Annotated in this window: 15 protein-coding genes; 8 read left to right on the top strand and 7 right to left on the bottom strand. The window is 71.2% G+C overall.

Going from position 1 to position 12,879, the window contains the following annotated elements; genetic code table 11:
* Positions 1-76 precede the first annotated feature (76 nt).
* The 3 genes from ABC304_RS04855 to ABC304_RS04845 are packed head-to-tail and all read left to right on the top strand — an operon-like array spanning position 77 to position 1,598.
* A complete protein-coding gene (locus ABC304_RS04855; protein WP_412929256.1) occupies positions 77-886 on the top strand; it encodes an HAD-IIA family hydrolase in 810 nt (269 codons plus the stop codon).
* Positions 886-1,458: a YdeI/OmpD-associated family protein gene (locus ABC304_RS04850; RefSeq protein WP_412929254.1), complete on the top strand. Its 573-nt coding sequence runs from the start codon at positions 886-888 to the stop codon at positions 1,456-1,458. Before ABC304_RS04855 ends, ABC304_RS04850 begins: the two co-directional genes overlap by 1 nt.
* Positions 1,455-1,598 carry a hypothetical protein gene (locus ABC304_RS04845; RefSeq protein WP_412929252.1) on the top strand — a complete coding sequence of 48 codons (144 nt, stop codon included), beginning with the start codon at positions 1,455-1,457 and terminating at the stop codon, positions 1,596-1,598. The genes ABC304_RS04850 and ABC304_RS04845 overlap by 4 nt, the downstream gene beginning before the upstream one ends.
* Positions 1,599-1,604: 6 nt before the next feature.
* Here the strand turns inward: ABC304_RS04845 and pyrE are convergent, their stop codons facing one another.
* The gene (pyrE, locus tag ABC304_RS04840) at positions 1,605-2,183 is read right to left on the bottom strand and encodes an orotate phosphoribosyltransferase (protein ID WP_412929250.1); all 579 of its coding nucleotides are present in this window, start codon (positions 2,181-2,183) and stop codon (positions 1,605-1,607) included.
* A gap of 74 nt (positions 2,184-2,257) precedes the next feature.
* Here pyrE and ABC304_RS04835 point away from each other — a divergent pair, with 74 nt between their 5' ends.
* A complete protein-coding gene (locus ABC304_RS04835; protein ID WP_412929248.1) occupies positions 2,258-3,100 on the top strand; it encodes an exodeoxyribonuclease III in 843 nt (280 codons plus the stop codon).
* Between the two features lie 11 nt (positions 3,101-3,111).
* On the opposite strand, the gene ABC304_RS04830 is transcribed toward ABC304_RS04835, so the two are convergent.
* The 4 genes from ABC304_RS04830 to ABC304_RS04815 are packed head-to-tail and all read right to left on the bottom strand — an operon-like array spanning position 3,112 to position 5,509.
* Entirely contained in the window at positions 3,112-3,699 is a 588-nt protein-coding gene (locus ABC304_RS04830) for a hypothetical protein (RefSeq protein WP_412929246.1), read from the bottom strand.
* A 12-nt stretch (positions 3,700-3,711) separates the two neighbouring features.
* Complete coding sequence (locus ABC304_RS04825) at positions 3,712-4,335, bottom strand: dihydrofolate reductase family protein (protein ID WP_412929244.1); 624 nt, start codon at positions 4,333-4,335, stop codon at positions 3,712-3,714.
* A gap of 31 nt (positions 4,336-4,366) precedes the next feature.
* Complete coding sequence (locus ABC304_RS04820) at positions 4,367-5,068, bottom strand: winged helix-turn-helix transcriptional regulator (protein ID WP_412929242.1); 702 nt, start codon at positions 5,066-5,068, stop codon at positions 4,367-4,369.
* Positions 5,069-5,509, bottom strand: a complete 441-nt coding sequence (locus tag ABC304_RS04815; RefSeq protein ID WP_412929240.1) for a VOC family protein — start codon at positions 5,507-5,509, stop codon at positions 5,069-5,071.
* Between the two features lie 134 nt (positions 5,510-5,643).
* On the opposite strand from ABC304_RS04815, the gene ABC304_RS04810 reads away from it, so the two are divergent.
* Complete coding sequence (locus tag ABC304_RS04810; RefSeq protein WP_412929238.1) at positions 5,644-6,948, top strand: sensor histidine kinase; 1,305 nt, start codon at positions 5,644-5,646, stop codon at positions 6,946-6,948.
* 32 nt (positions 6,949-6,980) lie between these two features.
* Positions 6,981-7,673 carry a response regulator gene (locus tag ABC304_RS04805; RefSeq protein ID WP_412932830.1) on the top strand — a complete coding sequence of 231 codons (693 nt, stop codon included), beginning with the start codon at positions 6,981-6,983 and terminating at the stop codon, positions 7,671-7,673.
* A 468-nt stretch (positions 7,674-8,141) separates the two neighbouring features.
* On the opposite strand, the gene ABC304_RS04800 is transcribed toward ABC304_RS04805, so the two are convergent.
* Positions 8,142-8,711, bottom strand: a complete 570-nt coding sequence (locus tag ABC304_RS04800) for an NADPH-dependent FMN reductase (RefSeq protein ID WP_412929236.1) — start codon at positions 8,709-8,711, stop codon at positions 8,142-8,144.
* Positions 8,712-8,899: 188 nt separating this feature from the next.
* Between ABC304_RS04800 and ABC304_RS04795 the strand changes: the two genes are divergently transcribed.
* Both ABC304_RS04795 and ABC304_RS04790 read left to right on the top strand, forming a co-directional pair.
* Positions 8,900-9,784, top strand: coding sequence for an ABC transporter ATP-binding protein (locus ABC304_RS04795; protein WP_412929234.1), 885 nt, complete (start codon positions 8,900-8,902; stop codon positions 9,782-9,784).
* Positions 9,781-10,911, top strand: coding sequence for an ABC transporter permease (locus ABC304_RS04790; protein ID WP_412929232.1), 1,131 nt, complete (start codon positions 9,781-9,783; stop codon positions 10,909-10,911). Before ABC304_RS04795 ends, ABC304_RS04790 begins: the two co-directional genes overlap by 4 nt.
* A 160-nt stretch (positions 10,912-11,071) precedes the next feature.
* On the opposite strand, the gene ABC304_RS04785 is transcribed toward ABC304_RS04790, so the two are convergent.
* Positions 11,072-12,865: a glycoside hydrolase family 15 protein gene (locus ABC304_RS04785; RefSeq protein WP_412929230.1), complete on the bottom strand. Its 1,794-nt coding sequence runs from the start codon at positions 12,863-12,865 to the stop codon at positions 11,072-11,074.
* Positions 12,866-12,879: the final 14 nt, after the last annotated feature.

The following is a 12,879-nucleotide window of genomic DNA, read 5'->3' as shown; positions in this document are numbered from 1 at the left end:
CGCAGCCCGCGAGCCGCGCGCGCAAGCCCCTCACCCGACCCGGGCGGACGAGGCACCCCGCGGCTAGGCTGACCGCATGCGGACCCACGCCGAGATCGAGTGCTGGCTGACCGACATGGACGGCGTGCTCGTCCACGAGAACACGCCCGTCCCGGGGGCGGCCGAGCTGCTGCAGCAGTGGACGAACGAGGGCACCCCGTTCCTGGTCCTCACCAACAACTCGATCTTCACCCCGCGGGACCTGAGTGCGCGGCTGCGCGCGTCCGGACTGGTGGTGCCCGAGGCATCCATCTGGACCTCCGCGATGGCGACCGCGGACTTCCTGAAGGGGCAGGCGCCCGGCGCGACGGCGTTCGTGATCGGCGAGGCGGGCCTCACGACGGCGCTGCACGAGGCCGGCTTCATCATGACCGAGACCGACCCGGATTACGTGGTCGTCGGCGAGACGCGCAACTACTCGTTCGAGGCGATCACGAAGGCGATCCGGTTCATCGCGGCCGGGGCGCGCTTCATCGCGACCAACCCCGACGCGACGGGTCCCTCGACCGACGGCGTGCTGCCGGCGACCGGCGCGATCAGCGCACTCATCACGAAGGCGATCGGCAAAGAGCCGTACGTCGTCGGCAAGCCGAACCCGATGATGTTCCGCTCGGCGCTCAACCGGATCGGCGCACATTCCGAGAACACGGGCATGATCGGCGACCGGATGGACACCGACATCGTCGCAGGCATCGAAGCCGGGCTGCACACGATCCTGGTGCTCACCGGCATCAGCGACGCCGCCGAGATCGAGCGCTACCCGTTCCGCCCCGATGAGGTGCTGGACTCCGTCGCCGACCTCGTGCGCGACGAGCCCATCGAGACCGAGGAAGCGGACATCCTCTGATGGGCGCCCTCGACGACGGCGAGAAGGTCGTGGCTCCGGATGCCGCGGCCTGGCGCGCCTGGCTCGAGGAGAACCATGCGACGGCGACCGGCGCCTGGCTGGTGCGCGGGCGCGCGGGCTACGCCGACCGGCACGTCGCCTACGAGGATGCGATCCTCCAGGCGCTGTGCTTCGGGTGGATCGACGGGCCGGTGCGCGTCTTCGACGAGGAGACGTCGGGGCTGTGGTTCACCCCGCGCCGGCCGGGCAGCGGCTGGGCGGCGACGAACAAGGCGCGCATCGCGCGTCTGGAGGCCGAGGGGCTGCTGGCCGAGGCCGGCATCCGGGTGCTGGAGGCGGCGAAGGCCAGCGGGTCGTGGACGCTCCTGGACGGACCCGAGGCGCTGATCGAGCCGCCCGAGCTGACCGCTGCGCTCGACGCGGTGCCTGCCGCCCGCGCCGCCTGGGATGCGTTCCCGCCGTCGACGCGCAAGGTCGGACTCACGAACATCGCGATGGCCAAGCGCCCGGAGACGCGCTCCGCCCGCATCGCCAAGATCGTCGCCGACGCGGCGGAGGGGAGGAGACCGTGAACGGACTCGATCAGGGCCTGATCTACGGCGTCTCGGCCGTCGTGCTGCTCGGAACGCTCGTCGTCTTCGTCATGCAGTACGTGCGCATGAACCGGCGCGACCGCGACGAGCGCGATCGCGAGGACGGGCCCGAGGCCTGACGCGCGCTACTGGGCGTCGAGGCCGAGGTCGTCGAGATCGACGGCGGCCAGCCACTGCAGGCCCTCCGCCTCGACGGCGGCCTGGGCGCCGGTGCGGCGATCGACGATGACGGCGACCGCGACCACCTCGGCACCCTCGCGGCGCAGCGCCTCGACCGCCTTCAGCGCGGACTGGCCGGTCGTGGAGGTGTCCTCGAGGACGACCACGCGCCTGCCGGAGACCTCGGCGCCCTCGACCTGACGGCCGCGGCCGTGGTCCTTGGGCTCTTTGCGCACGACGAAGGCGTCGAGCGGCCGGGGCGTGCGGGCCGACTCGTGCATGACCGCATTCGCGATGGGGTCGGCGCCGAGCGTCAGCCCGCCGACCGCCACGACGCCGTCGACGTCGCGGATGAGATCGAGCATGATGCGGCCGATCGCGGGGGCGGCGCGGTGGTCGAGCGTCAGCTTGCGCATGTCGACGTAGTAGGTGGCCTTCTTGCCGCTCGAGAGCGTGAAGTCCCCGTGGAACACGGCCTCGTCCTCGATCAGCGCGATGAGGTACTGGCGATCGGCTTCGAGCTCGGGCGTGGAGGCGACGGTCATGACCTCGATTCTAGGGATCGGGATGCCGCGGCATCCGCTCTTCGGACGTCGGCGGCCGACCCTAGGCTGGGAGCATGCGCCTTGCCACCTGGAACGTGAACTCCGTGCGTGCTCGTGTGGACCGGATCGTCGAGTTCGCCGTGCGCGAGAGCGTCGACGTGCTGGCCATGCAGGAGATCAAGTGCAAGGCCGAGCAGTTCCCGTACGACGCGTTCGAAGACGCCGGCTACACCGTCGAAGCCCACGGGTTCTCGCAGTGGAACGGCGTCGCCATCGCGAGCCGCGAGCCGCTCGAGAACGTCCGCACCTCGTTCCCCGGCATGCCCGGGTTCGAGAAGGGCCACGAGGGTCCGGACGCCCCGCAGGAGGCCCGCGCGATCGCCGCGACGATCGGCGGGGTCGAGGTGTGGAGCCTCTACGTTCCGAACGGGCGCGCGCTCGAGGACCCGCACTACTACTACAAGCTCGACTGGCTCTCCGCGCTCGAGCAGTACACGCGGGAGTCGCTGGCCGCGAACCCCGACCTCGCGCTGGCGCTCGTGGGCGACTTCAACATCGCCCCCACGAACCCCGACAACGGCGTGCCCGGTGTCGTCGAGGGCTTCTCCACGCACGTCTCGCCGCCCGAGCGCGCCGCCTTCGCGGCGCTCGTCGAGGCCGGGGTGAGCGACGTCGTCCGCCCGCTGGTGCCGACCGGCTACACCTACTGGGACTACAAGCAGCTGGCGTTCCCCCGCAACGAGGGCATGCGCATCGACTTCATCCTCGGCTCGCACGCGTTCGCCGACGCCGTGACGGGCGCGGCCATCCATCGCAACGAGCGCAAGGGCAAGGCGCCGAGCGATCACGTGCCCGTCGTCGTCGACCTCGATCTGGCGAGCCCTGACGAGGACGACGACCGCCCGATGATCTTCTAAGGCGCCGCGAGTTACGGCGCCGCGGTCGTCGGGGTGACCTCGGGCGTGCAGCCCGGCGGCTCGGAGTTGCCGCTGATCGCGAAGTCCTCGCAGGTGAGGAACCGCGACTGGTTCATGCCGAGCAGCAGCGAGATCACCGCCACCCCCAGCACGACCGAGGTGATGAGCCAGATCGTGCGCCGACGGCGCTCGGCGGCGAAGTCGGGCCAGATGATGCGCACGAGCACCCACAGGGTGAACGGGATGCCCGCCAGCACCACGAGCGCGGCGACGAGGTCGACCACGATCGCGCCGAGGTCGGTGGGATCCTGCTCGGGGATCGCGAAGCTGAGCACGAGCCACACCGTCGGGATCAGCAGCACGAGCGCGCGCACGAGACGCCCGCGCACCGGCCGGCGCTCGACCAGCACGAAGACGAAGGCCGCCGTCGAGGCCGCCCAGAGTCCCGGGATGTTGTCGAAGAAGATCTCGCCCCACGCGCCGAGCGTGAACGCCGGCCACCAGGCGATGGCCGACATGCCGACCATCACGACGCCCACGGGCACGTCGCGGCGCTGACGCTCGGGGGCGGCGGTCGACGCCGGCGGCTCCTGGCTCACGCCCGCACCGTATCAGGCGGTGATGTCGCCCGTCGTGGGCGCACCGTCGGGGCCGTAGCGCAGCGAGACGACTCCGGAGTCTCCCGTGACAGCGGGTGCGAGCAGCTTCAGGCGAGCCGGCATCGTGCCGTCGGGGAAGACCTTGCGTCCGGTGCCGAGGACGAGGGGGTACACCCACAGCACCAGCTCGTCGTAGGCCTCGGCCGCGAGCAGGGAGTGGACGAAGTCGATCGAGCCGATGACGTGGATGTCGTCGTGTCGCTCGCGGAGCGCGGAGACGGATGCCGCGGCGTCCTCCCCCAGCCGATGCGATCCCGCCCAGCGGAGGTCGACGTCGCCGCGGGAGGCGACGTACTTGGGGATCTCGGCGAACCGGCGGCCGATCGCCCCTTCCGCGTCGCCCTCTTCGTGCTGCGGCCAGTAGGCCGCGAAGATGTCGTAGGTGCGGCGACCGAGGACGAGCGCGTCCATGGCCGAGATGCCGGCCATGATCTCGCGGCCGATGATCTGGTCCTGGTACGGCGTCTGCCATCCGCCCCAGGTGAAGCCGCCGGAGGTGTCCTCGTCGGGGCCGCCCGGCGCCTGGGCGACGCCGTCGAGGGTGGTGAACAGGTCGATGGTGATGCGACCGGTCATGGTCGCCTCCTTCCCGGCGGCGGTGCCGTCGTCATGCGGAGATGATGCCGCCCGTGGGGTCGATGTGGAAGATCTGGGCGAAGCGCTCGAGCAGGTCGGCGTCGCCGCGGACGACGGTCACCTGGTCCTGCGCGACCGCGTCGGCCGGCGAGAGCTCGCCGGAGATGACGGAGCGGATGCCGGGGCCTGCGACGATCACGACGTCGGGGTCGCCGGCGGGGGGCGCTCCTCCTACCGGCGGAGCAGGCGGGGCGATCTGCCAGACCTGCAGAGCACCGCCGGCCACCTGCGCGCGGAGTGCCACGTCGCCGACGTGGAGCTCGATGTCGACCGCGGGACCGGAGGCCGCGGCATCCGGCCGGAAAGCGGTCCTCAGCGCCATCGTGAGCGAATCCGCCGTCACCACGTCGCCGGGCTCGGGGGCGCCCATCTGCGCGAAGCCCCAGCGCCCGAGCGCGAGCACGATCGGCTCGAGCTGCCGGCCGTAGGGGGTGAGCTCGTAGACGAGACCGCAGTTCTTCAGCGGCACGCGCTGCACGACGCCTCCCTCCTGCAGCTCCTTGAGCCGGGCGGAGAGGATGTTGGTCGGGATGCGCGGCAGTCCCCGCGAGAGGTCGGTGTAGCGCCGCGGTCCGACGAGCAGGTCGCGGACGATGAGCATCGCCCACCGCTCGCCGACCAGCTCGACCGCGGTCGTGACGCCGCAGTACTGCCCGTAGCTTCGGGCGGCCACTCAGGCCTGCGCCTGCTCCGCCATGTAGGCCTCGGGGCCGATCTCGGCGGCCTTCGGGTCCATCCAGAGGAAGCCGACCTCGTTGCCGTCCGGGTCCTCGATGTCGCGGCTGTACATGAAGCCGTAGTCCTGCGGCTCGCGCAGCTCGCGGCCGCCGTGGGAGGTCGCGGCGGCGACAGCCGCGTCGACGTCATCGCGCGAGTCGCGGCTGAGCGACACCAGCGCGGTCGTGGTCTTGGTCGGGTCGCCGATCTCCTTCTCGGTGAACGTGGACATGAACTCGCGCTTCAGGACCATGAAGTAGACGTCGTCGCTCCAGACCAGGCAGGCGGCGTTGTCGTCGGTGAAGTGCGGGTTGATCGTCGCCCCGAGGCCGGTGTAGAACGCTTTCGCGCGCTCCAGATCGGTGGTGGCGATGTTGACGAAAATGCTGGTGCTCACGATGACTCCTCTGTCGGTGGCGCCCGTTCGGGCTGGACTTATACTTGCTAAAAGCAAGCATGCTTGTCAAGAGCAAGTTCGAGATCCGTCGAGAGGCGGATGCCGCGGCATCCGCTCGTGCGTAGCGTGGGGGCGTGACCGATGACGCCTACGTCCGCCCCGTGCCCGTGGCACGCGAGCTGAGGACCGATCTCGTGCTGGCGGGGGTGATCCTCGTCGGCGCTGTGCTCAGCGCCGCGCTCAGCGCGATCTCGGGGATCTACGGCGACGAGCAGGGCCCGCTGTGGCAGGCCGTCGTCTACGCCGTCGTGCTCGCCGTGCCGCTGGCGCTGCGTCGCCGCTTCCCCGCGACGGTGGCCGTCGTCGTGTGCACCGCCTACTTCGCGGCGGTGACGCTTCGCGTTCCCGAGCTCTACGTGGGCAACATCGCCATGTTCATCGCGCTCTACACGGTGGGCGCCTGGTCGCGCAGCCGCCGTCGGGCCATGATCGTGCGGATCGCGATCATCATCGGCATGTTCACGTGGCTGATCATCTCCATGTACTCGGACGCGATCGCGAAGGCCGACGAGGCCGAGGTCATCGCGGGCGCGATGTCGCCGTACGTCGCCGGTGCGCTGCTCAACGTGCTGACCAACCTGCTCTACTTCGGCGGGGCGTACTACTTCGGCGACCGTTCCTGGCTCGCGGCCCGCCAGCGCGCGACGCTCGAGGAGCGCACCGCGGAGCTCGAGCGCGAGCGCGAGGTGACCGCGGCGCAGGCGGTGGCCCTCGACCGGGTGCGCATCGCCCGCGAGCTGCACGACGTCGTCGCCCACCACGTCTCCGTGATGGGCGTGCAGGCGGGGGCCGCTGGCGCGGTCCTCGCGACGGACACGGATGCCGCGCGCGACCTGCTCGACGGCATCGAGGGCTCGGCCCGCGAGGCCATCGACGAGCTGCATCAGCTGCTGGACACCCTCCGCGCTCCGGGTGGCGGGGCGGGTGATGACGCCGGCGAGCCGTCGGGGTCGACCGTCGGGCTCGAAGGACTTCCGGCGCTCGTCGCCGCCTCCGACGCGGCGGGGCTGCCGACCGCGTTCGCCGTGGTGGGCGACGACGCCCCTGTGCCGCGCGTCACCCAGGTGAACCTGTACCGCATCGCCCAGGAAGCGCTCACGAACGCCCGCCGCCACGCGGGACCGGGCGCACGTGCGGATGTGCGGCTGCGCTACGACGCGTCCGCCGTCGAGCTGGAGATCGTCAACACCGGCCGGGTCGTGCCGGAGCCGCGCCCGGGACTCGGGCAGCTCGGCATGCGCGAGCGGGCGACGGCCTCCGGCGGACGGATCGAGATCGGTCCGCGCGAGCGCGGCGGGTTCCGCGTGCGAGTGACGGTGCCGCTCGGCGGCGCGTCGTCCGCCGGGCGATCCGTCCCGCTGGCGGAGGCGGTCCGGTGATCCGCGTGCTGCTGGTCGACGACCACGCCGTCATGCGCTCGGGCTTCCGCACGATCCTCGAGGCGGGCGGCGACGTCACCGTGGTCGGCGAGGCGGCGACCGGCGCCGAAGCGGTGGCCGCGGCATCCGCTCTGGATCCCGACATCATCTGCATGGACGTCCAGATGCCCGACATGGACGGCCTGGAGGCCACGCGGCGCATCGTCGCGGACCCCGCCGTGCACTCGGCCGTCATCGTCGTGACGACCTTCGACCGCGACGACTACCTCTTCGCCGCGCTCGAGGCCGGGGCCAGCGGGTTCCTGCTGAAGAACGCCGGCGCCGCCGAACTGGTCTCGGCCGTGCGCGTGGTCGCGGGCGGCAACGCCCTGCTCGCGCCGGAGGTCACACGCCGGGTGATCGAGAGGTTCGCGGCGGGGGGCGCGGGTTCCGGTGCGGGGACCGCAGGTTCCGGTGCGGGGACCTCGGGCGAGGGGGACGTGCGCCGTCTGAGCGGCGCGCGGGCGTCGGAGCTCGAGCCGGAGACCCCGGGCGAAGCGCTCACCGAGCGCGAGGCCGAGGTGCTGCGCCTCCTCGCCCGGGCGCGCAGCAACGCCGAGATCGCTCAGGAGCTGTACATCGGCGAGGCGACGGTCAAGACGCACGTGTCGAACATCCTGCAGAAGCTCGGCGCCCGCGACCGCGTGCATGCCGCCGTCATCGCCCTTCGGCACGGACTGGGCTGACCCGCCGCCGCGCGGCGCGTGGACAACTCCACGGATCGCGGCGAGATCGGGGCGGTTTGCAGGGCTGCGGGCGCCCGTCGGCGCGGATCCGTGGAGTTGCGCGCCGGCGCGCCAGCCGGATGCGGCATCCGGCGCCTCGGTCATCCGCCTAGCCGCTCAGGTGACGCTTCCTGCGGGAATGGACCCGCGGATGCCGCAGGAGGCGTCACCTGAGTCGACATGATGCCGCGCCATCCGGTCAGCATGGCCTTTCAGGTGACGCGCCCTGCGGGAATACGCCCACGATTTCCGCAGGAAGCGTCAGGTGAGTGAGACGGATGCCGCGGCATGCGGCCATCACGGCTGTTCGGGTGACGCGCCCTGCGGGATTACGCCCGCGACTTCCGCAGGAAGTGTCAGGTGAGCAAGACGGCCGCCGCGGCGAACCCGAGCCGACGCGAACCCGACCCCGCCGCGGACCCTCGCGGCTCAGACGGCAGCGGGGGTCTTCGCGTAGCGGTCGACGAGGGCGTTGAAGGCGGTGAGGTAGCCGACGAGGAACTCCGCGGTCTCGTCGTTGGTGACCTCGCCGCTGTCGGTGAAGACGCCGGGCTGCGACTGCACGTAGCCCTCCGGCTGGCCCATCGTCGGCGCGTTCAGGTGGCTCATGATGGCCTTGAGGTGCTGCTGCGCGGTGGCGGTGCCGATGGCGCTTCCCGATGTGCCGATCAGGGCGGTGGGCTTGCCGTCGAAGGCGCCCTCGCCGTACGGACGGGCTGCCCAGTCGAGCGCGTTCTTCAGCACGCCCGGGATCGAGCGGCTGTACTCCGGCGTGACGATGATGACGCCGTCGACGTCGGCGATGGCCTGCTTGAAGTCGCGCGCGACCTGCGGGAAGTCGGCGTCGTGGTCCTGCGAGTAGAAGGGGAGGTCGGCGATCGGGATCTCCTTGAGCGTGGTGCCCGCGGGCGCGAGGCGCTCGAGGGCCTTCGCGAGACGGCGGTTGATCGAGGTCGACGAGATGCTGCCGACGATGTAGCCGATGGTGCGCTCGGTCATGGGATTCTCCTGTTCTCAGCGGTTGCGCGCGAAGCACGCGGCGAGGTTCCGCCTCCACGGCGGGAATCGACAGCCTATGCGGGCGCATAAATCGGGTCATCGGCTTGACAGGGACGCCGCGCGACGGAGAAGGGATCTCCGTCGCGCGGGGGATCCGCCGCAGCATCCGTCCTCAATAGCGTGGGCACATGCTGCAACTGAGAGACCTCGACAAGAGCTACGGCTCGCACCACGTGCTGGATCACGTGTCCTTCGACGTGCGCCCCGGTCGGCTGACCGGCTTCGTCGGCGGCAACGGCGCCGGCAAGACGACCACCATGCGCATCACGCTGGGCGTGCTCGCCGCCGACTCCGGAACGGTCGCGCTCGACGGCGCACCCGTCACCACCGCCGACCGCCGTCGGTTCGGCTACATGCCGGAGGAGCGCGGGCTGTATCCGAAGATGAAGGTCCTCGAGCAGATCGTCTACCTCGCGCGGCTGCACGGGTATTCGAAGACGGATGCCACGGCCTCCGCCACCGCGCTGCTGGAGCGTCTCGGACTCCACGAGAAGCTGAACGACAACGTCGAGACGCTGTCGCTCGGCAACCAGCAGCGCGCCCAGATCGCCGCGGCGCTCGTGCACGACCCCGAGGTGCTCATCCTCGACGAGCCGTTCTCGGGCCTCGACCCGATCGCGGTCGACGTGGTCGCCGCCGTGCTGCAGGAGCGCGCCGCCGCCGGCACCGCCGTGCTGTTCTCGTCGCACCAGCTCGACCTCGTCGAGCGGCTGTGCGACGACCTCGTCATCATCGCCGGCGGCACGATCCGCGCCTCCGGTGAGCGCGAGGACCTCCGCGCGCAGCACGCGCGTCGCCGGTACGAGCTCGTCTCGGCGGGCGATGCCGGCTGGCTCCGCACCGTGCAGGGCGTCGAGATCGTCGACTTCGACGGCGGCTACGCGGTCTTCGACGTCGACACCGACGAGACCGCCCAGCGCGTGCTCCGCGAAGCCGTCTCGCGCGGCGCCGTCGGCACCTTCGCCCCCCAGCGCCCCACCCTCGCCCAGATCTTCCGGGAGGTCGTCCGATGAACGCCACCACCACAGCCCCCGCCCGCCGCAGGGTGGAGCATCCCGCCGCGCCGAGCGAGGCATCCGCCATCTGGCTCGTCGCCGAGCGCGAGATCGGCACCAAGCTCCGCAGCAAGGCCTTCGTGATCTCCACCGCGATCCTGTTCCTGGCGGCCCTCGCCGGGCTCGTCTTCGGCGGACTCGCGGCGCAGAATCAGTCGGGCACGCCCGTCGCGGTCGTCTCGGATGCGGCCTCCCTCGTTCCGTCGGAGGCGGGGCTGGACGTCACCCAGGTACCCGACCGGGCCGCCGCGGAGCAGCTGGTGATGGACGGGACGGTGGATGCCGCAATCGTGCCCGACCCGTCGGCGCAGCCCTTCGGATACTCGATCGTCGCCAAGTCGTCGGCCCCGACGTCGCTGATGCTCGGCTTCGCCGAGGTGCCGCCCGTCGAGCTGCTCGAACCGGCGCGCACAGATGAGGCGATCCGGTACTTCGTCGCGATCGGCTTCGGCATCGTCTTCCTGATGGCGGCCAGCCTGTTCGGGTCGACGATCGCTGCGAGCGTCGTGGAGGAGAAGCAGACGCGTGTCGTGGAGATCCTGATCTCGGCGATCCGCGCGCGGACGCTGCTGGCCGGGAAGGTGATCGGCAACACGATCCTCGCGATGGGGCAGATCCTCGTCCTTGCGGCGATCTCGATCACGGGGCTGTCGATCATCGGGCAGAGCCAGCTGCTCAGCCTGCTGGGCGCGCCGATCCTGTGGTTCGCGGTGTTCTTCCTGTTCGGCTTCATCCTGCTCGCGGCGCTGTTCGCCGCCGCCGGCGCGATGGTGTCGCGTCAGGAGGACATCGGCTCGACGACGTTCCCGATCACGATCCTGATCATGGCGCCGTACTTCCTGGTGATCTTCTTCAACGACAACCCCGTCGTGCTGACGATCATGTCGTACGTGCCGTTCTCGGCCCCGGTGGGGATGCCGATGCGCCTCTTCCTGGGCGAGGCGCAGGGCTGGGAGCCGATCGTGTCGCTGCTGATCCTCGTCGCGACCTGCGTCGGCGCGATCCTGCTCGGCGCGAAGATCTATCAGAACTCGCTGCTGCGCATGGGCGGCCGCGTGAAGCTGGCCGAGGCGCTGCGCGGCTGACCGGGTCTGCGCCGGCGTGGGGTGTCGGCTGACGGGCCCGGACCCCCGGGGTAAACGCGATTCCCGCACGTAAACGCTGCACCGCGGCGTTTCCGTGCGGGAATCGCGTTTATCCGGGGGAGGGCCGGGAACGGGCGAGGTCAGGAGAGCCGCGGCCGGGTCAGCGCCGGTGGCCGCGCGGGGGCTGGGCGCCGGCGAGCGCGTCTGCGGCCCGCACGAGTGCGAGGTGCGACAGGGCCTGCGGGGTGTTGCCGGCGTGACGCTGCAGGGTGACGTCGTACTCCTCCGACAGCAGTCCCACGTCGTTCGCCAGACCGCACAGGCGGTCCATCAGGGCCTCGGCGTCGGCGAGGCGACCGCTCGCCGCGTACTGCTCGACGAGCCAGAACGAGCAGGCGAGGAACGGATGCTCGTCGCCCGGCAGTCCGTCGACGTCCGACTGCGTGCGATACCGGCGCAGGAGCCCGTCGCGCATCAGGCGCTTCTCGATCTCGGCGACCGTGCCCAGCATCCGGGCGTCGTCGGCGGCACAGTACCCGACCTGCGGAAGCATCAGCAGCGCGGCATCCACCTCGGGCGAGCCGTAGGCCTGCACGAAGTGGCCGCGTTCGGCGTCATATCCGTGCTCGTCGATCTCGGCCCGCATCCGCTCGCGCAGCTCCTCCCACCGGTCGGCCGGACCGTCGAGCCCGTGCTCGCGCACCGCCCGCGCACCGCGGTCGAATGCCGCCCAGATCATGACGCGCGAGTAGGTGAACATGCGCGGGTCGCCGCGCATCTCCCAGATGCCGTTGTCGGGCCGGTCCATGTTCTCCTCGACGTACCCGAGCAGCGCCCGCTGGAGCGGCCAGGAGTACGCCCCCTCGTCGACGCCGGCGTTGCGCGCCGCCTCGAGCGCGAGCATCACCTCGCCCATCACGTCGGCTTGGTACTGGGTCACCGCGCCGTTGCCGATCCGCACGGGCGCGGCACCGTCGTAGCCGGGGAGGTTCGGCAGCACGCGCTCCTCGAGGTCGCGCTCGCCCGCCAGCCCGTACATGATCTGCACGTCGGCCGGATCGCCCGCGATCGCGCGCAGCAGCCAGCGTCGCCACATCGCCGCCTCGCCGGTGAAGCCGTGCTCCAGCAGCGCTTCGAGCGTCAGCGATGCGTCGCGCAGCCAGACGTAGCGGTAGTCCCAGTTGCGCACGCCGCCGAAGTCCTCGGGCAGCGACGTGGTCGCGGCCGCGACGATGCCGCCCGTGTCCTCGTGGGTGAGCGCGCGCAGCACCAGCAGCGACCGCACCACCTCGTCGCGGTGGGGTCCGACGTGGCGGATGCGTCCCGCCCACGCCGCCCACCAGTCGTTCGTCGTGGCGAAGGCGGCGTCGACGTCGACCGGGTCGGGGATCTCCCGGTGCGACGGATACCAGGTCATCGTCAGATCGACCGTGTCGCCCGCGCCGACGGTGACGGTGCCGGCGTGCGCGTGGTCGACGGCGCGCAGCGCCGCCCCGCGGAAGACGAGGGCGTCCGGTCCCGCGATCGCGATGAGCAGCGGATCGTCGTCGGTGCCGGCCTGGCGCATCCACGGCATCGCGCGCGCGTAGTCGAACCGCACGCGCACCTCCTGGTGGAACTCGACCGTGCCCGAGACGCCGCGGATCCGGCGGATCACATCCGCCCGGCGGTCGCCGTACGGCATCACGTCGAGCACCTCCGCGACACCCGTGGGCGTCTGCCACCGCGTCCGCAGCACGAATCCGTCGCCGTCGTACGCGCGGGTGCTCGTGGCATGCGGATCGCGGGGCCGCAGCATCCACCGTCCGTGGTCCTCCGTGCCCAGCAGGGCGGCGAAGGTCGACGGCGAGTCGTAGCGCGGCAGGCACAGCCAGTCGATGCTGCCGTCACGCGAGACGAGGGCAGCGGTGTGACAGTCGCTGAGGACGGCGTAGTCCTCGATGGGGGAAGCCATGGGCAGAGTCTGGC

The sequence above is a fragment of the Microbacterium jepli genome (assembly GCF_047237905.1).
GTDB lineage: Bacteria > Actinomycetota > Actinomycetes > Actinomycetales > Microbacteriaceae > Microbacterium.
Note: the sequence above shows the minus strand (reverse complement) of the source record. Positions and strands in the feature narration are given on the sequence as shown.

What these genes read in the sequence shown, in the direction of transcription:
- ABC304_RS04785 (WP_412929230.1), bottom strand. Translation starts at nt 12,865, where the DNA reads ATGGCTTCCCCCATCGAGGACTACGCCGTCCTCAGCGACTGTCACACC.
- ABC304_RS04855 (WP_412929256.1), top strand. Translation starts at nt 77, where the DNA reads ATGCGGACCCACGCCGAGATCGAGTGCTGGCTGACCGACATGGACGGC.
- ABC304_RS04790 (WP_412929232.1), top strand. Translation starts at nt 9,781, where the DNA reads ATGAACGCCACCACCACAGCCCCCGCCCGCCGCAGGGTGGAGCATCCC.
- ABC304_RS04835 (WP_412929248.1), top strand. Translation starts at nt 2,258, where the DNA reads ATGCGCCTTGCCACCTGGAACGTGAACTCCGTGCGTGCTCGTGTGGAC.
- ABC304_RS04805 (WP_412932830.1), top strand. Translation starts at nt 6,981, where the DNA reads ATGCGCTCGGGCTTCCGCACGATCCTCGAGGCGGGCGGCGACGTCACC.
- ABC304_RS04825 (WP_412929244.1), bottom strand. Translation starts at nt 4,335, where the DNA reads ATGACCGGTCGCATCACCATCGACCTGTTCACCACCCTCGACGGCGTC.
- ABC304_RS04795 (WP_412929234.1), top strand. Translation starts at nt 8,900, where the DNA reads ATGCTGCAACTGAGAGACCTCGACAAGAGCTACGGCTCGCACCACGTG.
- ABC304_RS04850 (WP_412929254.1), top strand. Translation starts at nt 886, where the DNA reads ATGGGCGCCCTCGACGACGGCGAGAAGGTCGTGGCTCCGGATGCCGCG.
- pyrE (WP_412929250.1), bottom strand. Translation starts at nt 2,183, where the DNA reads ATGACCGTCGCCTCCACGCCCGAGCTCGAAGCCGATCGCCAGTACCTC.
- ABC304_RS04800 (WP_412929236.1), bottom strand. Translation starts at nt 8,711, where the DNA reads ATGACCGAGCGCACCATCGGCTACATCGTCGGCAGCATCTCGTCGACC.